Source organism: Nocardiopsis rhodophaea (genome assembly GCF_039530945.1).
GTDB classification, from domain to species: Bacteria; Actinomycetota; Actinomycetes; order Streptosporangiales; family Streptosporangiaceae; genus Nocardiopsis_C; species Nocardiopsis_C rhodophaea.
Window position 1 is genome coordinate 1 of the sequence record NZ_BAAAPC010000010.1, and the last position, 22,354, is coordinate 22,354.

Below are 22,354 nucleotides of genomic sequence, written 5' to 3' on the forward strand. Positions count from 1 at the left end.
CCAGCGAGATGATCTGCTCGCGGTACTCCGGCGGGTAGGCGGGTCGGGTCTTGGGCACGTTGATCTCCTCGTTCAGTGACAAAGTATCCGAAAGCGGACACCTGTCCACCGAACCGAAGCAACATCAGCGGGGTGGCTCCCGTTGGACTTGGGGAGCCACCCCCAGTAACCCGCCGTTGCCTTGCCGCCTGTACCTAGGGCTGACGTATGGAACGCCGCAGACTTCGTTCAATCACGGTGGCCCTAAGGCCAGCAGGGCAATCGGTCTGGTGCTGCGGTCTGATGATGGCGGCTACAGGGCCGACCTTCTCCCCACAGCCGATGATGGACTCGTGTTCGCCCGTGAGGGGTCCCCAACACTCGGGCGAGACAGCGGGCCCATAGGCCTTGGAATCGATGGAGGGACGCGAGAGAGCGTTGTTCCGGGCCTGTTAAGTGCTGGATTCGACTCTCTCACCCTGGCAACGTCTCCGCGCTTGCGCACGGCCTTCAAAGCCATGGCGGACGTGGTGCACGGATGCCGGGTCTTCCACTTCCACGACACAAGCACGAGCGCACCCGTGAAGCAATCCGGGTACGTCGCGGACAACCTGACACTCCACCCCGACGCCGGCAACCTGGCAGCGGTCCTGCTCAGACTGAGGGAAGAAGAGGCGGCGGTCTATGGGCGAATCGTGCGCGACATCCAGCGGGTCGCGCCCTTCTTCCGGGACTTCGTGCTTGTCGAGCGGAACGAGCGGGTCCAACTCCGCTGGAAGCAGGGGCGCCGACACGGTCTTTCCCGCCAGCGCACTGTCAGACGGCACATTGCGGTTCATCTGTCTCGCCGCAGTGCTCAATCTTCCGGAAAAACCCGCCCTGATTGTCTTGGACGAGCCGGAACTCGGCCTGCACCCCTACGCCTTGGTTCAGCTCGCCGACATGTTGCGCTCGGCGAGTCAGGACAGGCAGGTCGTCCTCGCTACCCAGTCAGTCACGCTCATGGATCAGTTCGCGCTTGAGAACCTGATCGTCGCGCAATGCCGTGGCGGTGCCTCGTTCTTCAGCCGCCCCGATCCCGAGCGGCTCCGCGAATGGTCGGAGGAGAACTCTCTCGGCGAGCTGTGGCTGAAGAACCTCATTGACGGTCGCCCGACAGGAGCCCGAGGCGCTGTCCGAGGCCGGGTAGAACCCACGCTCACCGGTGGCTACAGCACCGAAGCAACTTCACTCATCCGCTGCTCTGTTGGACTTGCCAACCCTCGGCGGTGATGGCCCAGACCTCGGTGTCGTGGTGTACTCCGTTGAGCGGAAAGCTCCCTCTCAGCGTTGTCTGGTAAGTCATGCCGAGGCGTACGGCGATGCCGACGCCGTGGGCATTCTCCGGGCTCGCGCGCAGTTCGGCCCGGCGCATCTCCCGCGTCAGGAACGCCCAATCGAGCATGTGCCGTAGGGCGAGGGTCGCCAGGCCGTGCCCTTGCGCTTGAGGGACCAGCCAGGCGCCGACCTCGCATGAGGCTGATCGGGTGTCGAAGACGCGGAACAGGGCGCCGCCCGCGAGGGACTCGTCCCACCAGATGCCGAAGTATCGACCTGAGTCGGCCGCTTGGCGGTCGGCGTAGTCCTGGAGGAGTCGCCGTGCGCTGGATACGTCGGTGACACGGGACGCGAGCACAGTCCACGAGGCCAGATGCTCTCTGGCCCGCTCCACGCAATCGTGGAGTTCCTCGGCGTTCCATGGCTCCAAAGGGCGCATCTCAGCGTCCTGGGTCAACGGATGAGAGAGCATGGGGCCGCCTTCACCCAGCAGTGGCCAGGCTCGGAGGTGGAAACAGGCCCTTGAGTTCCCTATAGACAGAGGCGGGATCGTCGACGCGCCGTCCTAGCGGTTCCGCGAACACGTCCCGGCCGTCGTCGCCCGGTCCTTGCTCCAGGATCGCCATGATCTCCGGCAGTTTCTCGGAGAGAAAGAGGCCGTCCTTGCTGGGGATCGCGTTGCGCAGTGAGAAGAAGGAGACGGGCGGTGGCATCATCGCCCGGCCTTTGCTGTCGTCCAGTTCCACCCCTGTCCAGAAGCGTCCGACCATCAGCTGCACCGGAGCATAGAGGTTGCGGGCGAGCCACGCTGGCCACTGCATGATCTTGCGGGCGCTTTCGCTGTCCTCTGGGTCGAGGATGGCGATGTTGCGACAAGCCAGCGGACCGGACTCCCGGCGTGCGGTTCGGAGCTCCTCAGCGGTCTCTACGAGGAGTGCGAATAGCCCAGGCTGGTCGCCGGGCTCGGCGTCGTAGGCCGACCAGACCGTCAGCCCGCGATCGACGGAGGGGCCGAGATAGGGGCAGCGGCGAATCATGTCGCTCTGGTGTTCAGCGAGGCCAGGGTGGACGGCCGCGGGGTCGGTCGTGGCGGTGATGCGTTGGCGGATCATCGATGGCGAGCTCCCTTGTCTCCGTCAGCGTTTGGAATCGGGCGGGACGCCCCTCAACGCCCCGCCCGTGTCAGATCGGCTTGCCACTCCGGCCTTATGTCAGCCGTCCTGACTAGTTGGTCTTCGGTGGAGTAGCGGTCTGGAAGTCGTCTTCGTCGTTCGTGGTCGGTTGGCAGTCCCAGGTGACGATGAGCGGTGCCTGGGCCGCAGACTTCTCCGAACTGAGAAGACCGCCCCGATTGCGGAGGTAGTGACCGTACAGCTCCTGGTCGACGGTCCCGTTCCTATCAGCGAACCACACTGACGGAAGCGTCCCGTAGCGCTCGTGATAGAGGTTCAGCCACGATGGCGTACCCGAGCCGGGAGCAGTGACATGGCAGACACGGTGCCCGACCGCTTCGCGGCATAGGGCGCGGTACTCCTTGGTGCCGAGCATGCGGTGCCACTCGGCATCGATGTAGGCCGAGAACATCTCCGGCGATTCAGACGCCAGGTCTGCGATGACGAAGAACTTCGCGAGCTCGGTGCGGGCAGCTTCAGGGCTCACGCGCTGCTCCGAGAAGACAGGGGAGGTAGTCTTCACAGGTTCCTTTCCTTTCTCGTCCGCTGTGGCTATCAGTGGACTGATGCAAAGGTACGTGTGAAGAGGTTCGGTGCGGAAGGCTTATTCTCGAATATGAATAAACACGATCTGTCGGGAATTCGTTTTTCATCCCCTGGGGTCGTTGGACATCCTCTAGCGGAAGCTGTCGGCCCACGCGTGCAATAGATCGCGTGCATCGTTGTCGAAGGTTGCCTTCTCTTTGAACGAAGAAAAGATCTCTTGGTGTTGGGCGATGTCTTTCGGGTTCCGAAAGACAATCCTTCCGGTGAGGGTTTCCACGGTCGCCAGCCGGGCGTCGTAGATGGTGAAGGTGCTCAGGGGGCCGCGCAGTGTCGACACGCCCAGGGGGATTACGCCCAACCGGACACTTGGGAGTAGGGACACCGACGCCAACCGATCGATCTGTACCGCCATGGCAGGAAGCGGGACCATAGACCATTTTACGGCCTGCTCGGTGAGAATGAAGGTCAGTGACTTTGACGTGTCATAGAGAAGTTCCTGGCGCTTCAGCTTCCGCTCTACGGTCTTTGAGGCGTCGACGGGGGCGTGTTCAAGGCTGGCCCGGATGTATTCGGGTGTGGCGAGGAGGCCGGTGATCATGGATGGAAGGAAATACTGGATCTCCGTAGCCTCAGATTCGAGGTAAGCTAGTTCGGTTTGCCGTTTTTCCAGGCCTCTGCGCCACGACGAGCGACTGGCGTTCCACTCCGTGTTGGCGATGCGCGTCAGTTCCGCCACCTCGTCCACCAGGGCCGGTGGTGCGTCGAGAGCTTGGAGGATGCTCTCCACATCGATGAGGGTCGGGACCATCTTCCCTGTCTCGATCTTGCTGATCTTGCTCTGCGACATGTTGCAACGCCGAGCTAGCCGGTCTCCTGTGAGTCCGGCTTGCTTCCTGAGCTTCTTCAGTGTCTCCGCGAGATCACGCTTCGACTGACCGAGCTGTTCAGGGGAGAACGTCACCGTGCGCTTTCAGGTAGTCCGCGAAGGGGACGGCATGTTTAAGAGCGATCCGTTTCCACTCGCGATATGGCTGCAGATCCCCCTCGAAAACCTCGCGGTTGATCTGGGTGCCGTCCGGCCGATAGTTCAGGTGGACGAGTCGTTCCTCGTCGAACATCCACCAGTCCTGGTCGATGGGCAGTCCATCGGGTGCTCCGTCGGTTACATCGAGAACACGGATGTCCTCGCCGTTCGCAATGTTTCCGGGAATTCCCCAGGAGAACTGGTACCGCTGGTAGTCGGTCAGAGGGCGACGCACGACCCGGACTCGGCCTACGGACTTGCCCTCGCCCACGAATTCGTTGAGCCGCTTGTGCCACCTGGCGTTGTGGTCTGAGCGTTTCGGTTCGCCCCGGAGGAATCGGGCGAAGCTCTCAGCTTCGGCAGGCATTGTGTACGTCGGCTGGACTTCAAGCCGGAACGCCTCGCGCTTGAAGGCGTCGAAGAACTTGACCCACGCGTCACCATCCAAGTACACGGACAGCCTCCCTCAGTACGCTTTCCGGGATCTCCACCGCACCCTCGCCCTCAGGGACCTTTAAAGAGTGGTACCGGTCGCCTTGGACCACGAACGTGCCATGCCTTGTCGCATAGACGTTGGGGCAGTCGTCTCCGTCGCATACAGGTCCGCCACCACCGGTCAAGCGAATGAGGTGTTCGCTGATGTCCACGGATCTCCCTTCGTCAGGGCCGTTCCGGCCACGTCCATGACGTTAGAAGGGGATCTGGGAGCCGTCCATGGATCCGGTTGGAATATTCCTGCTTCGGAATAAAGATCTTGACAGGACAGAGCTCTGCCGTGTCACGCCTGTCGTGCGGGTTCCTCAGCGGCCCTGGCCGCAGGGGGTGCCGTGGTCTCGTGGCTTGCTACCGACATGTGCTTTGCTTCGGCGGGGAACACCCAGAGGCGGTAGCTCCAGAACCGAAACAGGGTGCCCAGGCCGACGCCGATGAAGTTGCCGGAGATGTTGCGGGCCAGCGGGCTGTCGAGGCCGAGGATGCCGACGGTGGTCCCCACGCAGCCGAGCTGGATCAGCAGGCCAACGCCGTTCATGATGAAGAAGAGAAGATACTCGCGGCCGAGCCCGGTCCTGGCGCGGGTGTTGAAAGTCCAGTGCCGGTGGCCGAGGAACGCCACCATCGTGGCGACCACGGTGCCGACCGCCTGGCCCGCCAGGGCGGACACGCCGAACACCGTCCACATCAGGTTGGTGGTGGAGAGCTGCACCACGAAGGCCAGGGCACCGACGGTGCCGAACTTGGCCAGTTCGTGGATGAGTTGGGAGAACCGCTGATAGAGGGCGTGGGCGATACGCAAGGGGCGTTCCGATCCAGGTCCGGGTCGGTCACTAGAATTCCGGGGGGCGCCAGGGAAGGCCCCCGGGCAGCCTACGGCCCCTCCCGCACCGGTGATCGAACGAGTGAGGCATTGTGAGCGAGCGTAATCGGCCCGTCCCCAGCGTTGGAATGGTCGGCGGCGGCCAACTCGCCCGGATGACCCACCAGGCGGGGATCGCCCTGGGCGTGGACTTCCGGGTCCTGGCGACCTCAGCGGCCGACAGCGCCGCTCTGGTCTGCGGCGATGTGCGCCTGGGCGACGACCGCGGCCGTGACGACCTGCTGGCGTTCGGCAAGTCCTGCGATGTCCTCACCTTCGACCACGAGCACGTGCCCGACCCCGTGCTGCGCGAGCTGGAAGCCGCGGGCGTGGTCGTCCGCCCCAGCCGGGACGCACTGCGGTACGCCCAGGACAAGCTGCGCATGCGCACCCGCACCGAGGAGCTGGGCGCCCCCTGCCCGCGCTGGCGTGCGGTGACCACCATTACCCACATCGAGTCGTTCGCCGAGGAGGTGGGCTGGCCGGTCGTCCTCAAGGCGGCGCGCGGCGGCTACGACGGCAAGGGCGTGTGGATCGTCGACGACCCCGCGGAGGCCCTCGTCGTCCTCGACCGCGCCGCCGAGGCCGGGGTCCGGCTGCTGGCCGAGGAGAAGGTGCCCTTCCGGCGCGAGCTGGCGGTGCAGGTCGCGCGCTCGCCCTACGGCCAGGTCGCCGTCTATCCGGTGGTCGAGACGGTGCAGCGCGACGGCATCTGCCACGAGGTTATCGCCCCCGCCCCCGGCCTCGGCGAGGACAAGGCCACCCGCGCCCAGGAGCTGGCGATCGAGCTCGCCCAGGCGCTCGGCGTGGTCGGCATGCTCGCCGTGGAGCTCTTCGAGACCGCCGACGGCGTCGTCATCAACGAGCTGGCGATGCGCCCGCACAACTCCGGCCACTGGACCATGGACGGCGCCTGCACCGGCCAGTTCGAACAGCACCTGCGCGCTGTCCTGGACCTGCCGCTGGGATCGCCGTTCCCCACCGCCCCGTACACGGTGATGGCCAACCTGCTCGGCGGCGCGGACGCCGACGTCTACAGCCGCTACATTCATGTCATGGCCAAGGACCCCGCGCTCAAGGTGCACTTCTACGGCAAGGAAGTCCGCCCCGGCCGCAAGATCGGACACGTCAACGTGGCCGGCGACGACTACCAGGACCTGCTCGCCCGCGCCCGTGACGCCGTCGCCTACCTCAAGGGAGACCCGCAGTGAGCGAGACCGCGCCGACCGTCGGCATCGTGATGGGCAGCGACTCCGACTGGCCCGTCATGGAGGAGGCGGCCAAAGCCTTGGACGAGTTCGGGATCACCTACGAGGCCGACGTCGTCTCGGCCCACCGCATGCCGCACGAGATGATCGCCTACGGCGCACAGGCGGCCGACCGCGGTCTCCAGGCCATCATCGCCGGAGCGGGCGGTGCCGCCCACCTGCCCGGCATGCTCGCCTCGGTCACCACCCTGCCGGTCATCGGTGTCCCGGTCCCGCTGAAGTACCTCGACGGCATGGACTCGCTGCTGTCCATCGTCCAGATGCCCGCCGGCGTCCCGGTCGCCACGGTCGCGGTCGGCGCGGCCCGCAACGCCGGCCTGCTCGCGGTCCGCATACTGGCCGCCCACGACACCGACCTGCGCGACAAGATGGCCAAGTTCCAGGAGGACCTGAAGGCCCAGGCCGAAGCCAAGGGCGAACGCCTCCGCCGCCATGTCACCGGAAGCAACTCCATGGGCTTCGGCGTCTGACGGGGAGCTGAGGGGGCTGAATGGACGCGCGGAGCCCCGATGACGCCGGGCGCTCGTCGAGCGGGGTGTGGACTCTCAGGTGTGGTTTCGGTACTCGATGAGGTCCCCCGGTTGGCAGTCGAGCGCCTCGCAGATGCGGGCCAGGGTAGAGAAGCGGATCGCCTTGGCCCGGCCGTTCTTCAGGACGGACAGGTTGACGACGGTCACGCCCACGCGTCGGGAGAGCTCGGCCAGGGTCATGCCGCGGTCGGCCAGCACGTCGTCGAGCCGGACGACGATGCCCTGAGCCGCCGCCTCGCCGTTCTCTGTGGGCGCCGTCAAATCGTTCCCTCCACGTCCTCGCGTAGGCGGACCCCGTGCCGGATGATCTCGGAGACGGCCAGCATGCCGAACCCGATCACGATCTCCGGTGCTGGGAACGTGAACACCCAGCTGAATGCGACGTGGTCGTCCGGAAGCACACGCCTGAGCAGCAGCGCGTCCGTGATCGCAGCGATAAGGGCGTGGGCTAGGCCGCCGAATATGGCGAGGTAGCCCAAGTAGCGCAGCCGGGTGGCGACGGTGAGCGTGAACGGCCCCTCCCACATAGCCGCCCGGAGCGCGCGGCGCAGGATGACCGCCCCGGCCAGGACGAACAGCACGCCCGACACCGGGGTGAGCACAGACAGCGCCGTCTGGGCCGCGGTGGTGGCGGTCATGCGCACGCTCACGTCGCCGTCGAACTCGGCTCCGGGTGCGAGCGCGTCGGGGGCGGCCCGTAGGCCCTCGATCAAGTGGGCCGGGACGTGGGCCTCGAAGCTCAAGCCGTTAGGGCGGAGGCCGGTCGCGCTGGTTCCGGCCAAGAGCACCGTCACGGCCAGCAGCACGACACAGCCGCCGATGGTGATGTCAGTGATCGTCGACAGTGGGCCGAGCCACGTTTTCGGACGTCGTGCCGGGTCCGGGGCCATCGGCTCTCCTCGGCATATCGTTTATCGTTGGCATCGAAGAACGATAATATCGAAAAACGATATGTCAAGAGGCATGGTGAGTCGCGGTCCGTCCTGCCGGCGGGGTGCCGCCCTCGCCCTCAGCGGCCCCAATGGGCCCAGACGTCGGCCGGGACGTGGGCGATCAGGCGGGTGAGGGCGTCGAGGCGGGGTTCGATGTCTTGGGGGCCTCCGCCCGCCGCGGTGCAGATCAGCAGGTCGCGGTCGAGTACGAGGTCGGTGAAGCCGTTCTCGCGGATATCGTCGCGTACGTCGTCGGAGAGCAGTTCCACAGCGAAGTCCGCCTCCGGACTCTCCGCGTAGAGGTCGTGCCCGGTGCCGTCGGGGTCGCGGACGTACAGGTAGGGCACCTGGACCGGGATGCGCACGGCGCAGACGGAGAGGGTGCGCCAGGGGGCGTGTGCCGAGTCGCGGTGGATGTAGTCGAAGAATCGGAACGCGCGTCCCCGATAGCGGCCGGTGACCTCGTCGCGCACGCGGCCCAGCGGTCCCGGTGGCAGGGCCGTGCGCGGCCAGCCCTGGATCGCGGGGGTGTCGCACTCGACGTAGGTCCAGCCGTGTTCGCGCGCGAGTTGCTGTCGGTGTGCGGCGCGTTCCCTTCGTTCCGGCGTGCGGTCATCCTCTGGGAGCCCGTCACCTGTGTGGGGCGCGGTGGACTCGCCGCCCGCAGTGGGCTGCGGGGGCTTCGGGCCGAATATGCGGAGAAGCCGGGAACGTCGCATGTTCTTGCCTCTACCCCACGTGAGCCTCCGCGAATCGACGCAGAGCAGACGGGGTGTGCGGCGGAGCGGGGATGTGAATGCCGCGCGGCGAGGGGTGCGTCGCGCTATTCCCCGCCGAGCGTGGGTGAACCCAGAAGGCGGGGCCATTCGATGGCGGGGCAGTGGTCCATCACCATGGTCCTCCCGGCGTCGCGTACCCGCTGGGCCGCGGCGTGGTCGATGACCCCGAGCTGGAACCAGACGATCGTGATGTCGTCGCGGGCCAGCGCCGCGTCGGCGACGCTTCCGGCGTCCTCTGACCGCCGGAACACGTCGGCCACGTCTACTTCGAAGGGGATATCGGCGAGCGAGGCGTAGCCTCGCTCGCCGTGCACGGTGGCGGCCGTTGGGTGCACCGGGACGATGCGCTTGCCGTGGGCCTGCAGGAACCTGGCGACGCCGTAGGCGGGGCGGCGGGGGTTGTCCCCGAGGCCGACGATCGCCCAGACCTCGCTCTCCCGCAGGACCCGGCGGATCACGTCATCGCTGACGTCCGCGCCGCTGGCGTGGGTGCTGTTGCTCATGACCCGATTGTGCCCGTCCCATGGCCGCCGGTCGCGGAGGGGTCAGGCCGCGCCGCCGAATACGGGGTAGTGGTCGGAGTAGTCGGTGTAGGTGTACTCCCTGCCCCAGGAATAGACCGTCCAGGGCTCGCTCTTCACCGCACGCGTCTCGTTGGCGAAGGACCGCGGTGCGGCCCCGTTGCGTAGGGGCAGGACGTAGTCGAGGTGCTGGGGGTCGTAGTCCGGGTACTGGTCCGCGGTGACCGAGTTGGTCGAGGGGTCCCACGAGTACTCGGCCCCGCTGAAGCTGGGAGCGACGGCGTCGAGTGCGTCGATCGCCTCCTCGTACTCGGTGGAGCCGCCGATGATGTTGAGGTCACCCGCCAGGTAGACCTGCTCGTCGTCGGGGATCTGCTTGCGGTCCAGGAAGGAACGGATCCGGGTGAGCTGCGCGGAGCGGATACGCGCGGCCTGGCCGCTGCTGCAGGCGCTGTCCTCGGACTGCATGTGCGTGCCGAGCACGTGCAGCGGGCCGTCCGGGGCCGCGATCTCGGCGTAGGCGAAGCCCTTGTTGGCGAACCAGTCGGAGCCGCAGGACGACGAGTAGATGTGCTGCTCCCTGCGGACGACCGGCCACACGCTGTGGATGCTCACGCCCCCGTTGGTCGTGGTCTCGTCTCGGTACCCGGTGGTCGCGTCCCAGCCCGACCGGGACCGGCCGACGACGGGGGTGGCGTAGGGGTGCGTTTCGAAGACGGCCGCCCGCAGCCGGTCGGCGCTGGAGTTGTCGAACAGCTCCTGGAAGACGACCACGTCCGGGTCGGCGACGATGCCGTCCTCGGCGATGAGGTCGGCGCGCTTGTCCTGGCCCCAGTTCGGATAGAGGGCCTTGGGCAGGAAGAAGACGTTGTACGTGGCGATCGTGGGGGATGGCCTGCTATCCGCCGCCGCTGGCGCGATCCCGGTGAGCCCGGGGAGCACGACAGCGGTCAGCAAGATCAAGGCTATTCGCTTGTACATAACCACCCATATTGGGCGTATTAGGACAATTGGAGGTTACTGGGGAGTAGAGAAACGGCGGCGACCCGCTGTCGGGTCGCCGCCGGAAGGGCCTGCTGTGTCGGGGATGTGGGTGGATGCCGTCCTGGCTAGGGGCGTCCGAGGGCGCGGTAGGTCCACCCCCGGGAGCGCCAGTGGGTCGGGTCCAGCGCGTTACGACCGTCCACGATCCGCGACTCGGCCACCACCTTGGCCAGCTCATCCGGGTCGGCGTCGCGGAACTCGGCCCAGTCGGTCAGCAGCAGCACGACCTCCGCGTCGCGCACCGCCTCCAGCATCGAGTGCGCGTAGTTCAGCTCCGGGTGCGCCTGCCGCGCGTTCTCCAGCGCCTCGGGGTCATACACCGTCACCGTCGCCCCCAGCGAAGCGATCGTGGACGCGACGTCCAGCGCGGGCGAGTCGCGGATGTCGTCGGAGTTGGGTTTGAACGACGCACCCAACACGCCGACCGTGCGCCCGGCGAACCCTCCGCCGATCAGCGTGCGCGCGATGTCGATGGTCCGCGCACGGCGCCGCTGGTTGATGGCGTCGACCTCGCGCAGGAACGACAGCGCGGGCTCCACCCCCAGCTCGTCGGCGCGGGCCATGAACGCGCGGATGTCCTTGGGCAGGCACCCGCCGCCGAAGCCCAGGCCCGGCCCGAGGAACTTGCCGCCGATCCGGTCGTCGTACGACAGAGCCGTGGCCAGCTGCATGACGTCGGCGCCCGCGGCCTCCGAGACCTCGGCCATGGCGTTGATGAAGGAGATCTTGGTGGCCAGGAAAGCGTTGGCGGCGACCTTGACCAGCTCGGCGGTCTGCAGGTCGGTGACCAGGAAGGGGATCTTCTGCTCGATCTGCGTGGCGGAGATCTCGCGCATGGCGGCCTCGACGCGGGGGGAGTCGGTGCCTATGACGATCCGGTTGGGGCGCAGCGTGTCCTCCACGCCGAAGCCCTCGCGTAGGAACTCCGGGCTCCACCCCAGCTCGACTGCGTCTCCGGCTGGGGCCAGGGTCTGCAACCGGGCCGCGGCGCAGGCGGCGGTGCCCACCGGCACGGTGGATTTGCCGATCACCACCGCCGGACGGGTCAACCGGGGCCCCAGGGTCTCGATGGCCGCATCGACGTAGGTGAGGTCGGCGGCGTTGGAGTCGCCGCGCTGCGGAGTGCCCACGCAGATGAAGTGGACGTCGGCGACCTCGGCGACCTCGTCGTAGGAGGTGGTGAACCGCAGTCGGCCGTTGGCCAAATTGCGGGTCAGAACCTCTTCGAGGCCGGGTTCGTAGAAGGGGAGGTGGCCGGAGGACAGGGCGTCGATCTTGGCCTGGTCCACGTCGAGGCCCAGCACATCGAAGCCGAGTTCGGCCATGCAGGCGGCGTGTGTGGCACCCAGGTACCCCGTCCCGATGACCGAGATCGTGCTGGGGCGCGTCCGCGTGGGCTCAGCGCCGCTGAGCCGCTGCTTGTCTGCGACCAATGGTCCAAGTTCCTCTCTCGACTTGCTGCCGCGTTCACGCCCTTCGTGCGTGTTCGATCGCCTGGGTGCGCCCAGGTGAACCGGCCTTGGCATGGTAGTACCGCCGCGACGCCTGGTGGGCCTGGGGATGAGCGGGCCCCGGGCCGTATTGGGGGAGTGGTGTCACGTGGTGGGGCGGGGTGTCACCGGTGGTGTTCCGCGGTCGGTGGATTTCCCGCACTGTGCGCCCCCGAGTGCCGATGATCGGTCGCGTCCGTTAGTTCTGACAGTGCCGCGGGACGCGCCCGGTACAACCCGTGGGAGATCTCACGACGGTAGGGATGGCGCAATGGATGCGTGATTCGTCGTGCCGTGCACTGAATTGTGGCAGTTCGGGGGTGCCTCGTCGAGCCCGAGATTACCTGTGGGTCAACGTGGGACCCCCGATGGCTGGGCACGCCGTGACGCCTCGCGCCGCAGCGGCGCGTCATGGGCGGTCGTCCTCGCCGAACACGCGGGGGTGCGACGCCGACCCCGGCGGCGTGGCACCGCCGCGTTCCGCCGCGCCCGTCGCGGGGTTCCGGCGGAACGGAAGGGTCGTCTTGGCGCCGCTGTCGGCATGGGGCGACGGAGGCGGGATCGGCGCATCGGACTCCAGCGCGCCCGGTCCGGCGTGGCCGAGGCCCGCCGTCCCCGTGCCGGGCTCGTCCGCCCGAGGGGCGGTTTCCGCCGGCGCGGTCTCCGGCGCCGCGGACCACCGCCAGCGCGAGGGCGCCAGCGCGGAGAAGAACAGCAGCGTTCCCAGCACAAGCGCGACCGGCAGCGCCGCACTCACAGGGTGGGCGAAGGTGCCCTGGTCGATCCATCCGGACAGAACGGTGGTGGCCGAGGCGGGGTGCAGCACCGGCCACAGGTAGAAGCCCAGGATCAGCCCGCCGGAGACCAGCGCCGCCAGGGGCGACACGCGTGTACCGGCGAGGAACCCGCAGATCACCCCGACGAGCATCAGCACGGCGATCGCGGGCAACGCCATGGGGGCTCCGAAGCCCTCGCCCCGCAGGGCCGGTCCGATGGCGGTGGCCGCCCACGAGACACCCAGCCACAGCAGGGGAGCGACGATCAGACCGATCACCAGCCCAATCAGGTGGCGCAACATGAGGCCTCCTCGCGGCGTCGGTACCCGGCCCCGTCCCAATTCGGTCGTGTTCCTTCAGGATACCGGCGGGCGTGCCGCTATCCGGGGGCGCGGTCACCGCGAATCCGCCTGTTCGGAGCGGACGCTCGGGAAGCAGACGATGAGGGGGCGGACGATGGGGAGCAGCTGAGGCGCAGCAGATGAGACGGAGCAGATGATGGAAAGCAGATCATGGGGAGCAGACGTTGTCCCGGGCGGTGGAGGTGCGGACCTTGCCGCGTTCTCCCGCGGTCGGTGCGGCGGACGCCTTCGGGGCCGGGGGCGCCTCGGGTGCGTCGATGCCCGTGTAGTTGAAGCCGATCACGACCTGCACCTCCCGACCCAGTGCGGGGTCCTCCCGTAATTCGGCGTCGGGGATGACATCGGCGACGACCTCGGCCTCCTTCTTCCGATCGGGGGCGTGCCGCACCAGCGTCGTCGAGACGTCCTTCGACGGCCAGTTCTGCGCCGTTTCGGGCACCTGGAACCCGGCGTCGCGGAACGCCGCTCTCGCCCGGCCTCCCTGGCCCGGCGTGCCGGTCCCGTTGAAGATCTGCAGGCGGATGTCGCCGCCGCCCGGCGCGTCCGGCCCTGGCTGTTCCTTGCCCGGTTCCCCCTTCTTCGGCGGTTCGCTGACCGGCTTGTCCGCCGCGATCTGGGCGAACATGGCGCTGGCGGCCGCGCGGTTCCAGGTGACCGCGACGTCGCCGCGCGGCGTCCAGTAGGCCGTGTCGTCCAGCGGGACCTGGGTGAAGGAGACGTCGTCCAGCCCGATATCGCGCATCTGGCCGGCGAGCTCGTTGATGGTCGTCGTGTCCAGGCCCTCGTCGACGGTGATGGAGCTGAGCGCGCTGTCGAGGAAGGCGGTGAAGCGGCCCGGATCGCTCAGCGTGTTGGAGTCCAGAGCCTTGTCCAGCAGTGCCGACATCACCAGCTGCTGCCGGTCGATGCGGTCGAGGTCGCCGCCCGCCGTCTTGCGGGTGCGGGCGAAGCCGAGCGCCTGGTCGCCGTTCACCTTGTGGGTACCCGCGTCCATGTCCAGTCCTGCCTTGGGGTCCGAGATGGGTTCGGGAAGGCACACCTCGATCCCGTCGAGAGCGTCCACGACGTCGACGAAACCGGTGAAGTCGACCTCGACGTAGTGATCGACGCGCACCCGCGTCAGCGATTCCACGGTGCGCACGGTGAGCTGCGGGCCGCCGAAGGCGTAGGCGGAGTTGATCTTGTTCTTGCCGTGTCCCGGAACGTCCACCCAGGAGTCGCGGGGGATGCCGATGACGGTGATTCGGTCGCGGTCGTTGTTCAGGTGGACGAGCATCATCGTGTCGGAGCGCTGTCCGTCCACATGGCCCACACCCGGTTTCTCCTTGTCATCGACGCCGGCGCGGCTGTCGGACCCGATCAGCAGGACGTTGACCGCGCCTTTGGGCCCGGGGGCCGGGCGCTCCCCCTCCAGCTCCCCGAACACGTCGAACCGGTTCAGCTGTCCCGACATCCAGCCGGTCACCCCCCAAGCGGTGGCCGACGCCAGCAGCACGATGACCGACATCGCCCCCGCGAGCAGCAGCGACCACTGCTTTCGGCGCGCCGCGCGGCTGGGGAGTGCCATAGTGGTACGCGTCGGCGTGGGGCGGCGCGGTGACGCGGGCGGCGTCGGCGCCGAACGCACCCGGCGGAGTTCCGGCCCGTCGTGCCGCTCGCTCATGCGTCCCCTCCCCGACACCCGCGTGTCGCCCGCGCTTCTTGGCTTCCCTAGGTTGTCACCCAATCCACCGATGGGTCACCGCATGTCGGTCCTCGGCGTGTTGTCACCCGGTACGTGGCGACAGCGATCCGGTCAGCGGATGCGGGCCCGCCAGGTGGGCGCGGGCGCGGCGCGGCCGGTGCCCGCCAACCGAGGGCCAACCGGTGAGCAGGCCGGTATTGGCCACAACTGCCGGTACCGTTACCTGCGGAGCACGCCGACACCGGGTCCCCGCGTCGCGATGGCCGACCCGTCGGCGGACTTCTGTGTCGAACAGCCCCTCTGGTGACCACTTGGAAGCGACCGTGACCTGGCCTGCCGTATCGGTTGTCATGCCCATCCTGAACGAGGAGCGCCACCTCGAAGCCGCTGTGCGGCACGTCCTCGCCCAGGAGTACCCGGGCGAGCTCGAAGTGGTGCTCGCCGTCGGACCGTCGACGGACCGCACCCAGGAGGTGGCCGACGCGCTGGCCGCCGCCGACCCCCGCGTGAAGGTGGTGGCCAACCCCACCGGCCGCACCCCGGCCGGGCTCAACGCGGCCATCCACGGCTCCACCCACTCCATCGTCGCCCGCGTCGACGGCCACGCCATGATGCCGTCGGACTACCTGCGGGTGGCCGTGGAGACGCTGGAGGAGACGGGCGCGGACAACGTCGGCGGGATCATGGCCGCCGAGGGCGAGACCCCCTGGGAGAAGGCCGTGGCCGCCGCCATGACCTCCAAGGTCGGCGTGGGCAACGCGCGCTTCCATACGGGGGGCGAGGGCGGCCCGGCCGACACCGTCTACCTTGGCGTCTTCCGCCGCTCGGCACTCGACCGGGTGGACGGGTATGACGAGGCGTTCCTGCGCGCCCAGGACTGGGAGATGAACCACCGGATCCGCAGCACCGGCGGTGTCGTGTGGTTCCAGCCGCGCATGCGCGTCTCCTACCGGCCGCGCCCCAACGTCAGGGCGCTGGCCAAGCAGTACTTCCACTACGGCCGCTGGCGCCGTGTGGTGGCCCGGCAGCACAAGGGCACGATCAACCTCCGCTATCTCGCCCCGCCGCTCGCGGTTACCGCCATCCTGGTCGGACTGGTGGCCGGGTTCGCCTTCTGGCCCGCCTGGCTCATCCCGGGCGGCTATATCGCCGCGATCCTCGTGGCGTCGCTGCCGCTGGGCCGGGGCCTGCCCCTCAAGGCGTGGCCGATGATCCCCGTCGCGCTCGCCACGATGCACATGGCCTGGGGCGTCGGCTTCATCACCAGCCCGCCCGGGCTGGGCGCGGACTCCCGCACGGCGCGGGCCGGGCACGCCAACGCCTGACCGCTGCGTTGGCCGCGGGGATGTCGCCCGAAGATCCGGCGTTGTTCGTTCGACGTCCCCGGGATCAGCAGCCCAACTTTTGAGATCAGCACGCGGAGCGGCGCTTCGCCAGGGCCGCGACCACGCCGGACACATCGTCCACGACCACCGCGTCGACGCCGTCGTCGGCGAACCGCGCCGCGTCCAGCGGGTCCGGGCACCAGGAGATCACCTCCAGCCCGGCCCGGTGCGCGATGTCGACGGTGTACCCGACCCCGCGCCGTCCCGGCCGCGGGTCGTCGCCGGTCAGACCGAACGAGCGGGCGTCGATCGCCACCATCGCGCATCCCAGCCCGGCCGCTCCGGCGACCGCCTGGTCCAGCGGGTTGCGGACGAACGGCATCCACGCCGTGGGGATCTCCGGCGCCTCGGCGTGCACGGCTAGCAGCGCGGCCGGGTCAAAGGAGCAGACGAAGACCCGGCGCCGCCGCGCTTCCCGCCGGAGGACCGGGAGCAGCAGCGACATGGTGCGCCGCGCGGGCGGGTCGGCGGCGTCCTCCATCACCGTCTTGACGTCCACGTCCAGGCCGATGTGCTGGGGGATGGCCGCGATGGCCTCGTCGAGCGCGACCAGTCCGCTGGCCCGGCACTCCGCGGCCGGGAGGTCGACGATGGGGCGCCCGTCCGGGAGGGCCGCGTCGTGGTGGACCAGCAGCCGGTCGTCGGCGCTGCGGCGGACGTCGATCTCGATCCAGGTGGCGCCCTGCTCGACCGCGGCGCGGAAGGAGGCGATGGTGTTCTCCCGCTCCTCGCTGGCGGTGGTGCGGCCCGCCCCGCGGTGCCCGATGACCTCGGTCGCGGTGAAGACGCCGCTCACGCCGTTCCCCCGGTGGCCCGCGCGCTGGCCGGCCCGTGCCGTTCGCCGCGCAGGCGCAGCAGGACCTCGGCGATCTCGACGTCGCCGGGGTTGGTCACCTTGATGTTGGATTCCTCACCCTCGATGACGCGGACCTCCTCGTCGGGCAGGTAGCGCAGCACGACGCCGCAGTCGTCGGTGGCGACCAGCTGGGGGTCGGCCAGCGCCAGGTCGTAGGCGCGGCGGATCACGTCCAGTTGGAAGCCCTGGGGGGTCTGCATCCGGCGCAGCGAGGTGCGCGGTGGGACGTCGCGGATGGCCTCGCCGCCCGAAGCGCCCCGTTCGACCGCCACGACCGTGTCGGAGGAGGGCACCGCCACCCCGACAGCGCCGACCTCCAGGAGCGCGTCGACGCAGCGGCGGATGGTGGCCGAGGAGACCAGCGGGCGCGCGCCGTCGTGCAGCAGGACGAGGTCGGTTCCGGGGCGGGCGTCGAGCGCCCGCAGCGCGGCGTAGGAGGACGCGGTGCGCGTGGTGCCGCCCGGCAGGACCGCCGTGACCTTGCCGCCCGCACCGCTGCCGAGCCCGGCGTCGGCGACGATCTTCTCGACCCGCGGCAGCTGCTCCTCGACCATCACCACGATGACGTCATCGACGTCCGGCGTCGCGCAGAACGCTGCGATGGTGTGCTCGATGATCGGCCGCCCGGCCAGGGGAAGCAGCTGCTTGGGGAGCTCGACTCCCATGCGGGTGCCGGTTCCGCCCGCCAGTACGGCGGCGGTCACATGGGGGCGGGTCCGTCCGCCGGATGCGGGTCCGGCGGCGGTCTCAGTCGGCATCGCTCGACCTCTCGTCACCTGTCTGCGGTGAGCACCTCCCGCCGTCGGGGGCGGCCGCGGCGGTGCCCGTCTGCCGAGGTTAGCGGAATCGCGTCGGCGTGCTCATGTTCTCGATCGGCCAACGATGGCGGCACAGCGCGTGACAATACGCCCTGGTTGAACCATCCTCCCGGTAGCGCGGGTACGCTGAGGACGCCTGAACGGGTTCCCGGTTGTCCTCGGTTGTGACAGGATCAGGGCGCCGAGACCGGGGGCGCGCCTCGACGGCCGTGGCCGACCAGAGCCCCCGGCCCGATGCTCCGCGGGACCGCAGCGCTGATCGTTGCGGTGTGCCCGCGGTCTCCCGCAGGCAGGCCCCGGCCCGGGAGCGCGCCGGTGTCCGTCCCCGTTGTGAGTGGCGCCGCCGTCGGCCGTCCGTCGGCACGTGCACACCGTGTTTTCGAGTATGTGTTGAGTATCCCCGAGGAGGTGGCGGTGGCGTCGAGGGCGCTGGCCGTCTGGCAGAACCGGCAGGTCGTAGGCCTCCTGGTGAGACGCAACCTGAAGGTCAAGTATCAGCAGTCGATCCTGGGCTACGCCTGGTCGATGCTGGAGCCGCTGGCGATGTCGGGGGTCTACTTCCTCGTCTTCGGTGTGCTGCTCAACGCCGACCGCGGGACCCCCGGCGGGTCGGACGCGCCCGGCGGCTACATGCTGTTCCTGATCTGCGGTCTGCTCCCCTGGCTGTCCTTCAGCGCGTCACTGGGCGAGGCGCCGCGGGCGCTCATCAGCCACGCCAAGCTCATCACCACGATGAAGGTGCCGCGGGAGATCTTCCCGCTGGCGGTGGTCACCACGAAGTTCGTGGAGTACCTGTTCACCTGGCCGGTCCTGCTCCTCTTCGTGTTCGTGCTGGGCGGGCGGACCTGGCTGATGGGGGTGCTGGTCTGGCTGCCGCTCGCGCTGGTCGTGCAGTTCCTGTTCACGTTGGGCGTGACGCTGCTGCTGTCCTCCGTCAACGTGCTGCTGCGCGACATCGAGCGGATCGTGCGTATCCTGAACCGGGTGCTGTTCTACGCCTCCGCCGTCGTGTATCCGGCCAGCCTGGTGCTCGACAGCGGGGCCGCGCCGGGGTGGTTCAAGGTGGTGTACCAGCTCAATCCGCTCGTCGGGATCTTCCAGATGCACCAGTCCGTCTGGTTCCCAGTCGGTACCCCGTCGTCGATCGCCTTTGGGGGTGCCATCGGTGGCGCGATCATCATGTTCATCATCGGGTACTCGACGTTCCGGCGTCTGGAAATGTCCGTCCTGAAGGAGTTGTGATGACGCAGCCGGTCATCGAGGCCAAGGGGCTCGGCGTCAAGTTCGCGGTGAACCGTCGGCGCAAGCGCAGCCTGCGCGAGATGTTCATCCACGGCAAGAAGCGCGACCCCAACGCGGCCGGAAACGACTTCTGGCCGCTGCGCGACGTCTCCTTCGAGATCGCCCGCGGTGACTGCGTGGGGATCGTCGGCAAGAACGGCACGGGCAAGTCCACGCTGCTCAAGCTCATCGCGGGCGTCCTCATCCCCGATGAGGGCAAGGTCGCCGTGCGCGGCAGGGTCGCCCCGCTGCTGGAGTTGCGCGCGGGCTTCTCCGACCAGCTCACCGGCCGGGAGAACGTGTACCTCGTGGGATCGCTGCACGGGATGGACCCCAAGACCATCGAGGAGAAGTTCGACGAGATCGTCGACTTCGCCGAGATCCGCGAGGGCTACATCGACATGCCGGTGCGCCACTACTCCAGCGGTATGAAGGTGCGCCTCGGCTTCGCGCTCATCTCCCAGCTGCAGCACCCGATCATGCTCGTCGACGAGGTCCTGGCCGTCGGCGACAAGGCGTTCAAGCGCAAGTGCTACGCCAAGATCTCCGAGATGCTGCAGGACAACCGCACCATGGTGCTGGTCTCGCACAGCGAGGGCGACCTCAAGCGGTTCTGCAACCGCGGCCTGTACATCAAGGACGGGTCGGTGGCGCTCGACACCGACATCAAGAGCGCGCTGGACGCCTACAACGCCGACACCCAGGCCGAACTCGACGCCAAGAAGCGCAAGGGCGCCCCGGCGGAGAACAAGGCCGCCGAGGACGCCAAGAAGTCCGAGGGCGGCGACCAGGCGGCCTGATTCCGGCGCGCTCCTCCGTGTGCCCCAGCCGGACGTGCGGGGCCGGTTTTCCCTCTTTTCTCCGGAATTCCGCGTGGCGATGATTGCCTGGCGCGGCATCCTGGGTCACGGTTCTGCGCAGGGCCGCTCGGGGAGGGGCACGACCATGGCCAATGCCGACGCACGCACCGACCACTGGCTCGGGCCGTTGACCCGTCCCAGCGGGCGGTTGGCGCGACGCGCCCACCTCACACCCTCCGCGCTGGGCAGGATCGGCCTGGTCCTCACCGTGCCGGCCGCCGTCTGGTTCACCGAGCCGGGCCCGCGGGGCGCCCTCATCGGCTCGCTGTTCCTTGCCGCCGCCCTGTTCACCGACGCCGTCGCCGAGGAGCTGGCGGGCGAGCAACGCGACGCCCTGGAGACGTGGCTGACCGCCATGCTGGCGCGGCTGCGCGAGTACATCGTGTACCTGGGGTTGGCCATCGCGGGCACGCTGTCGGGTGTGCCCGACGCCTGGGGGTGGTCCGCCGGCGCGCTGATCGCGGTGGCGCTGCGCGACTCGGTGGTGGCCGCCCGCCGCGCACGCCCCGACCTGAGCGGACCGCCGCAGGCGGTGAACGTGCCCGCCCAGCGGCGCGGCGGTGGCGGCGCCTCGCCCATCGACGCCGTCGATCCCAGCGGCGCCGCCGCCGACCGCTCGCCCAGCGACCCGGAGCTCACCGCGAAGCTGTTCGGCACCGCCGCCGCCAGCGGTGATGGGGGCAGCGGCACGGGCCAGGGCGAGCGGCCCCAGCGTCGACCGCGGCCCGGCGGCGCCCGAAGCGCCCCCGACGCCCCCGCGGGGATGAGCGCCGACTCCGCGCTACCCGCCGCGGTACGTCGGCTCCTGGCCTTTCCACAGGCCGCCCGGTTCGCGACGGTGGCACTGACGATAACGATTTGGGACCCCCGGGTGACGTTCATCGCACTGATCGTCGGTTGCGGTGTGGCGGTCACGGCCGAGGTCGTGGACCAGCCGGTCCGCGCCGAGGCGAGTTAGGGTGATCGGCGGACATGGTCGCATCACTGCGACCGCGCTGGCACAGCGCGGTTGACCTGCGAGATCTCCGTGACGATGGTCACCTCAGCGTCGCGCTCGGCCGGTTAGCCGCCGGAGCGCTCCCCCCACTGCTCCCGGCTTTGGCCGGTGCGCTCGTGGTGGGAGTGCTGCTGCTCGCCGGTCTTGGACGCTTGTCAGGCATTACCCTGTTCGCACCGGCCGCCGCCCTCCTGCTCGCGGGAGTGGCGTCGGGGCATCCACACGACGGACGATTTGATTGGATGGTCCCGCCGGTCCTGCGCGGAACCGAGTACCTTTACCTACTCGCGCTCGGCTACGGATCCGGTGTGCCGGGTCCGCTGGTGTTCGTACTCTTGACTGCGGTCGTACTGCACCATCGCGACGCTGTGCGCCGGCCCGGCTGCGGCGTACGCCCACCCGCCTGGATCACCAGGGCGATGCTGGGCTGGGACGGCCGGATGCTGTTGATCGCCTGCGGCGGTGTGCTCGGTTGGCTGCCGTTCGCCTACGGCGTGCTCGCGGGCTACCTCGTGGTGCTGCTCGTAGGAGAGGCCACGCGGAGCTGGCTCGCAACCCCCGTCACGACCCTGGCGGATGTTCCGCGAAACGAACGTGGAGGCAGGGACGCCTCCACCGGTTAAGGAGGAAGGCGCGTACATGCTCGGTATGGTTCTGGCCGCTGGAGCGGGCCGCCGTCTGCGCCCATACACCGACACACTGCCCAAGGCGCTCGTGCCGGTCGATGGTGACGACACCACCATCATGGACATCTCTCTGCGCAACCTCGCCGCGGCCGGGCTGACCGACGTCGTTGTCGTCGTCGGCTACCGGGCCGAGGCGGTCGAGGAGCGCAAGGAGGCCCTGGAGCGCCGCCACGGCGTCAAGCTGAGGCTCTGCTACAACGACAAGGCCGAGGAGTGGAACAACGCCTACTCCCTGTGGACCGCGCGCGAGTTCTTCTCCGAAGGCGTCCTCCTCGTCAACGGCGACACCGTGCACCCGGTAAGCGTTGAGGAGACGCTACTCGCCGCACGGGGGCCGGAGCTTCTCCTGGCGGTGGACAACGTCAAAACTCTCGCCGACGAGGAGATGAAGGTGACCCTGGACTCCTCCGGGCACCTGTCGGGCATCACCAAACTCATGGACCCCGCCACCGCCGCGGGCGAGTACATCGGCGCCACCCTCATCGAGGGCTCGCTGGGCGACCGCCTGGCCGACGCCCTGAAGGCCACCTGGGAGCGCGACCCGCAGCTGTACTACGAGGACGGCTACCAGGAGCTGGTGAACCGCGGCGAGAAGGTCGCCATCGCTCCGATCGGCAAGGTGGACTGGGTCGAGGTGGACGACCACGACGACCTGAACCGCGCGCGGGAGATCGCATGCCGCTACTAGCCCGG

The 22,354-nt window shown here is 68.6% G+C and carries 24 protein-coding genes and 1 pseudogene; 9 read left to right on the forward strand and 16 right to left on the reverse strand.

The features are described from left to right. Positions 1–663: 663 nt before the first annotated feature. Positions 664–1,251, forward strand: a complete 588-nt coding sequence (locus ABD259_RS12605; RefSeq protein WP_344162475.1) for an AAA family ATPase — start codon at positions 664–666, stop codon at positions 1,249–1,251. Here the strand turns inward: ABD259_RS12605 and ABD259_RS12610 are convergent. The 6 genes from ABD259_RS12610 to ABD259_RS12635 all read right to left on the reverse strand — a co-directional run bounded on the left by ABD259_RS12610 (position 1,211) and on the right by ABD259_RS12635 (position 5,332). Continuing rightward, positions 1,211–1,768, reverse strand: coding sequence for a GNAT family N-acetyltransferase (locus ABD259_RS12610; protein WP_344102177.1), 558 nt, complete (start codon positions 1,766–1,768; stop codon positions 1,211–1,213). The genes ABD259_RS12605 and ABD259_RS12610 overlap by 41 nt on opposite strands. 10 nt (positions 1,769–1,778) lie before the next feature. Continuing rightward, a complete protein-coding gene (locus ABD259_RS12615; protein WP_344102175.1) occupies positions 1,779–2,408 on the reverse strand; it encodes a hypothetical protein in 630 nt (209 codons plus the stop codon). Between the two features lie 112 nt (positions 2,409–2,520). Then, on the reverse strand, positions 2,521–2,955 hold the full coding sequence (locus ABD259_RS12620) for a hypothetical protein (protein WP_344102173.1): 435 nt from the start codon (positions 2,953–2,955) through the stop codon (positions 2,521–2,523). Positions 2,956–3,144: 189 nt separating this feature from the next. After that, the gene (locus ABD259_RS12625) at positions 3,145–3,975 is read right to left on the reverse strand and encodes a helix-turn-helix domain-containing protein (protein WP_344102171.1); all 831 of its coding nucleotides are present in this window, start codon (positions 3,973–3,975) and stop codon (positions 3,145–3,147) included. Then, positions 3,959–4,492, reverse strand: coding sequence for a DUF6879 family protein (locus ABD259_RS12630; protein WP_344102168.1), 534 nt, complete (start codon positions 4,490–4,492; stop codon positions 3,959–3,961). Before ABD259_RS12630 ends, ABD259_RS12625 begins: the two co-directional genes overlap by 17 nt. Before the next feature lie 324 nt (positions 4,493–4,816). Beyond that, positions 4,817–5,332: a GtrA family protein gene (locus ABD259_RS12635; RefSeq protein WP_344102166.1), complete on the reverse strand. Its 516-nt coding sequence runs from the start codon at positions 5,330–5,332 to the stop codon at positions 4,817–4,819. Positions 5,333–5,445: 113 nt separating this feature from the next. On the opposite strand from ABD259_RS12635, the gene ABD259_RS12640 reads away from it, so the two are divergent. Together ABD259_RS12640 and purE are read left to right on the forward strand one after the other, a co-directional pair. Continuing rightward, positions 5,446–6,603: a 5-(carboxyamino)imidazole ribonucleotide synthase gene (locus ABD259_RS12640; RefSeq protein ID WP_344162477.1), complete on the forward strand. Its 1,158-nt coding sequence runs from the start codon at positions 5,446–5,448 to the stop codon at positions 6,601–6,603. Beyond that, positions 6,600–7,130, forward strand: a complete 531-nt coding sequence (purE, locus tag ABD259_RS12645) for a 5-(carboxyamino)imidazole ribonucleotide mutase (RefSeq protein ID WP_344162479.1) — start codon at positions 6,600–6,602, stop codon at positions 7,128–7,130. The genes ABD259_RS12640 and purE overlap by 4 nt, the downstream gene beginning before the upstream one ends. A gap of 75 nt (positions 7,131–7,205) precedes the next feature. Here purE and ABD259_RS12650 read toward each other — a convergent pair whose 3' ends face one another. The 8 genes from ABD259_RS12650 to ABD259_RS12685 all read right to left on the reverse strand — a co-directional run bounded on the left by ABD259_RS12650 (position 7,206) and on the right by ABD259_RS12685 (position 14,757). Continuing rightward, positions 7,206–7,451, reverse strand: coding sequence for a helix-turn-helix domain-containing protein (locus ABD259_RS12650; RefSeq protein WP_344102160.1), 246 nt, complete (start codon positions 7,449–7,451; stop codon positions 7,206–7,208). Further along, positions 7,448–8,080 (reverse strand): DUF2975 domain-containing protein, encoded by a 633-nt coding sequence (locus ABD259_RS12655; RefSeq protein WP_344102158.1) that lies wholly within the window; start codon positions 8,078–8,080, stop codon positions 7,448–7,450. The genes ABD259_RS12650 and ABD259_RS12655 overlap by 4 nt, the downstream gene beginning before the upstream one ends. A 119-nt stretch (positions 8,081–8,199) precedes the next feature. Next, a complete protein-coding gene (locus tag ABD259_RS12660; RefSeq protein WP_344102156.1) occupies positions 8,200–8,841 on the reverse strand; it encodes a type III secretion system chaperone family protein in 642 nt (213 codons plus the stop codon). Between the two features lie 104 nt (positions 8,842–8,945). Further along, positions 8,946–9,404: a CoA-binding protein gene (locus ABD259_RS12665; protein ID WP_344102154.1), complete on the reverse strand. Its 459-nt coding sequence runs from the start codon at positions 9,402–9,404 to the stop codon at positions 8,946–8,948. Between the two features lie 42 nt (positions 9,405–9,446). Then, on the reverse strand, positions 9,447–10,403 hold the full coding sequence (gene sph / locus ABD259_RS12670) for a sphingomyelin phosphodiesterase (RefSeq protein WP_344162481.1): 957 nt from the start codon (positions 10,401–10,403) through the stop codon (positions 9,447–9,449). 128 nt (positions 10,404–10,531) lie between these two features. Beyond that, positions 10,532–11,899, reverse strand: a complete 1,368-nt coding sequence (locus ABD259_RS12675) for a UDP-glucose dehydrogenase family protein (protein ID WP_344102150.1) — start codon at positions 11,897–11,899, stop codon at positions 10,532–10,534. Between the two features lie 466 nt (positions 11,900–12,365). After that, the gene (locus tag ABD259_RS12680) at positions 12,366–13,034 is read right to left on the reverse strand and encodes an ABC transporter permease family protein (RefSeq protein ID WP_344102148.1); all 669 of its coding nucleotides are present in this window, start codon (positions 13,032–13,034) and stop codon (positions 12,366–12,368) included. A gap of 208 nt (positions 13,035–13,242) precedes the next feature. Next, on the reverse strand, positions 13,243–14,757 hold the full coding sequence (locus ABD259_RS12685) for an LCP family protein (RefSeq protein WP_344102146.1): 1,515 nt from the start codon (positions 14,755–14,757) through the stop codon (positions 13,243–13,245). Between the two features lie 344 nt (positions 14,758–15,101). Between ABD259_RS12685 and ABD259_RS12690 the strand changes: the two genes are divergently transcribed. Further along, positions 15,102–16,103, forward strand: coding sequence for a glycosyltransferase family 2 protein (locus tag ABD259_RS12690; protein ID WP_344102269.1), 1,002 nt, complete (start codon positions 15,102–15,104; stop codon positions 16,101–16,103). 85 nt (positions 16,104–16,188) lie between these two features. On the opposite strand, the gene ABD259_RS12695 is transcribed toward ABD259_RS12690, so the two are convergent. Beyond that, positions 16,189–16,959 carry a glycerophosphodiester phosphodiesterase gene (locus ABD259_RS12695; protein WP_344102144.1) on the reverse strand — a complete coding sequence of 257 codons (771 nt, stop codon included), beginning with the start codon at positions 16,957–16,959 and terminating at the stop codon, positions 16,189–16,191. Beyond that, positions 16,956–17,777 carry an IspD/TarI family cytidylyltransferase gene (locus ABD259_RS12700; protein ID WP_344102141.1) on the reverse strand — a complete coding sequence of 274 codons (822 nt, stop codon included), beginning with the start codon at positions 17,775–17,777 and terminating at the stop codon, positions 16,956–16,958. Before ABD259_RS12700 ends, ABD259_RS12695 begins: the two co-directional genes overlap by 4 nt. A 474-nt stretch (positions 17,778–18,251) precedes the next feature. On the opposite strand from ABD259_RS12700, the gene ABD259_RS12705 reads away from it, so the two are divergent. The 5 genes and pseudogenes from ABD259_RS12705 to ABD259_RS12725 all read left to right on the forward strand — a co-directional run bounded on the left by ABD259_RS12705 (position 18,252) and on the right by ABD259_RS12725 (position 22,349). Continuing rightward, on the forward strand, positions 18,252–19,079 hold the full coding sequence (locus ABD259_RS12705) for an ABC transporter permease (RefSeq protein ID WP_344102266.1): 828 nt from the start codon (positions 18,252–18,254) through the stop codon (positions 19,077–19,079). 170 nt (positions 19,080–19,249) lie between these two features. Further along, positions 19,250–19,918 (forward strand): annotated as a pseudogene (locus ABD259_RS12710) (ABC transporter ATP-binding protein); the annotation flags it as partial. Positions 19,919–20,063: 145 nt separating this feature from the next. Further along, positions 20,064–20,936 (forward strand): hypothetical protein, encoded by an 873-nt coding sequence (locus ABD259_RS12715; RefSeq protein ID WP_344102138.1) that lies wholly within the window; start codon positions 20,064–20,066, stop codon positions 20,934–20,936. A gap of 14 nt (positions 20,937–20,950) precedes the next feature. Further along, positions 20,951–21,598 carry a DUF5941 domain-containing protein gene (locus tag ABD259_RS12720; protein WP_344102136.1) on the forward strand — a complete coding sequence of 216 codons (648 nt, stop codon included), beginning with the start codon at positions 20,951–20,953 and terminating at the stop codon, positions 21,596–21,598. A 16-nt stretch (positions 21,599–21,614) separates the two neighbouring features. Further along, on the forward strand, positions 21,615–22,349 hold the full coding sequence (locus tag ABD259_RS12725) for a phosphocholine cytidylyltransferase family protein (protein ID WP_344102133.1): 735 nt from the start codon (positions 21,615–21,617) through the stop codon (positions 22,347–22,349). Positions 22,350–22,354 lie beyond the last annotated feature (5 nt).

Coding starts and splice junctions, on each gene's coding strand:
- ABD259_RS12605 (WP_344162475.1), top strand. CDS start 664: ATGGGCGAATCGTGCGCGACATCCAGCGGGTCGCGCCCTTCTTCCGGG.
- ABD259_RS12610 (WP_344102177.1), bottom strand. CDS start 1,768: ATGCTCTCTCATCCGTTGACCCAGGACGCTGAGATGCGCCCTTTGGAG.
- ABD259_RS12615 (WP_344102175.1), bottom strand. CDS start 2,408: ATGATCCGCCAACGCATCACCGCCACGACCGACCCCGCGGCCGTCCAC.
- ABD259_RS12655 (WP_344102158.1), bottom strand. CDS start 8,080: ATGGCCCCGGACCCGGCACGACGTCCGAAAACGTGGCTCGGCCCACTG.
- ABD259_RS12660 (WP_344102156.1), bottom strand. CDS start 8,841: ATGCGACGTTCCCGGCTTCTCCGCATATTCGGCCCGAAGCCCCCGCAG.
- ABD259_RS12665 (WP_344102154.1), bottom strand. CDS start 9,404: ATGAGCAACAGCACCCACGCCAGCGGCGCGGACGTCAGCGATGACGTG.
- sph (WP_344162481.1), bottom strand. CDS start 10,403: ATGTACAAGCGAATAGCCTTGATCTTGCTGACCGCTGTCGTGCTCCCC.
- ABD259_RS12680 (WP_344102148.1), bottom strand. CDS start 13,034: ATGTTGCGCCACCTGATTGGGCTGGTGATCGGTCTGATCGTCGCTCCC.
- ABD259_RS12685 (WP_344102146.1), bottom strand. CDS start 14,757: ATGAGCGAGCGGCACGACGGGCCGGAACTCCGCCGGGTGCGTTCGGCG.
- ABD259_RS12700 (WP_344102141.1), bottom strand. CDS start 17,777: ATGCCGACTGAGACCGCCGCCGGACCCGCATCCGGCGGACGGACCCGC.
- ABD259_RS12715 (WP_344102138.1), top strand. CDS start 20,064: ATGGCCAATGCCGACGCACGCACCGACCACTGGCTCGGGCCGTTGACC.
- ABD259_RS12720 (WP_344102136.1), top strand. CDS start 20,951: ATGGTCGCATCACTGCGACCGCGCTGGCACAGCGCGGTTGACCTGCGA.
- ABD259_RS12725 (WP_344102133.1), top strand. CDS start 21,615: ATGCTCGGTATGGTTCTGGCCGCTGGAGCGGGCCGCCGTCTGCGCCCA.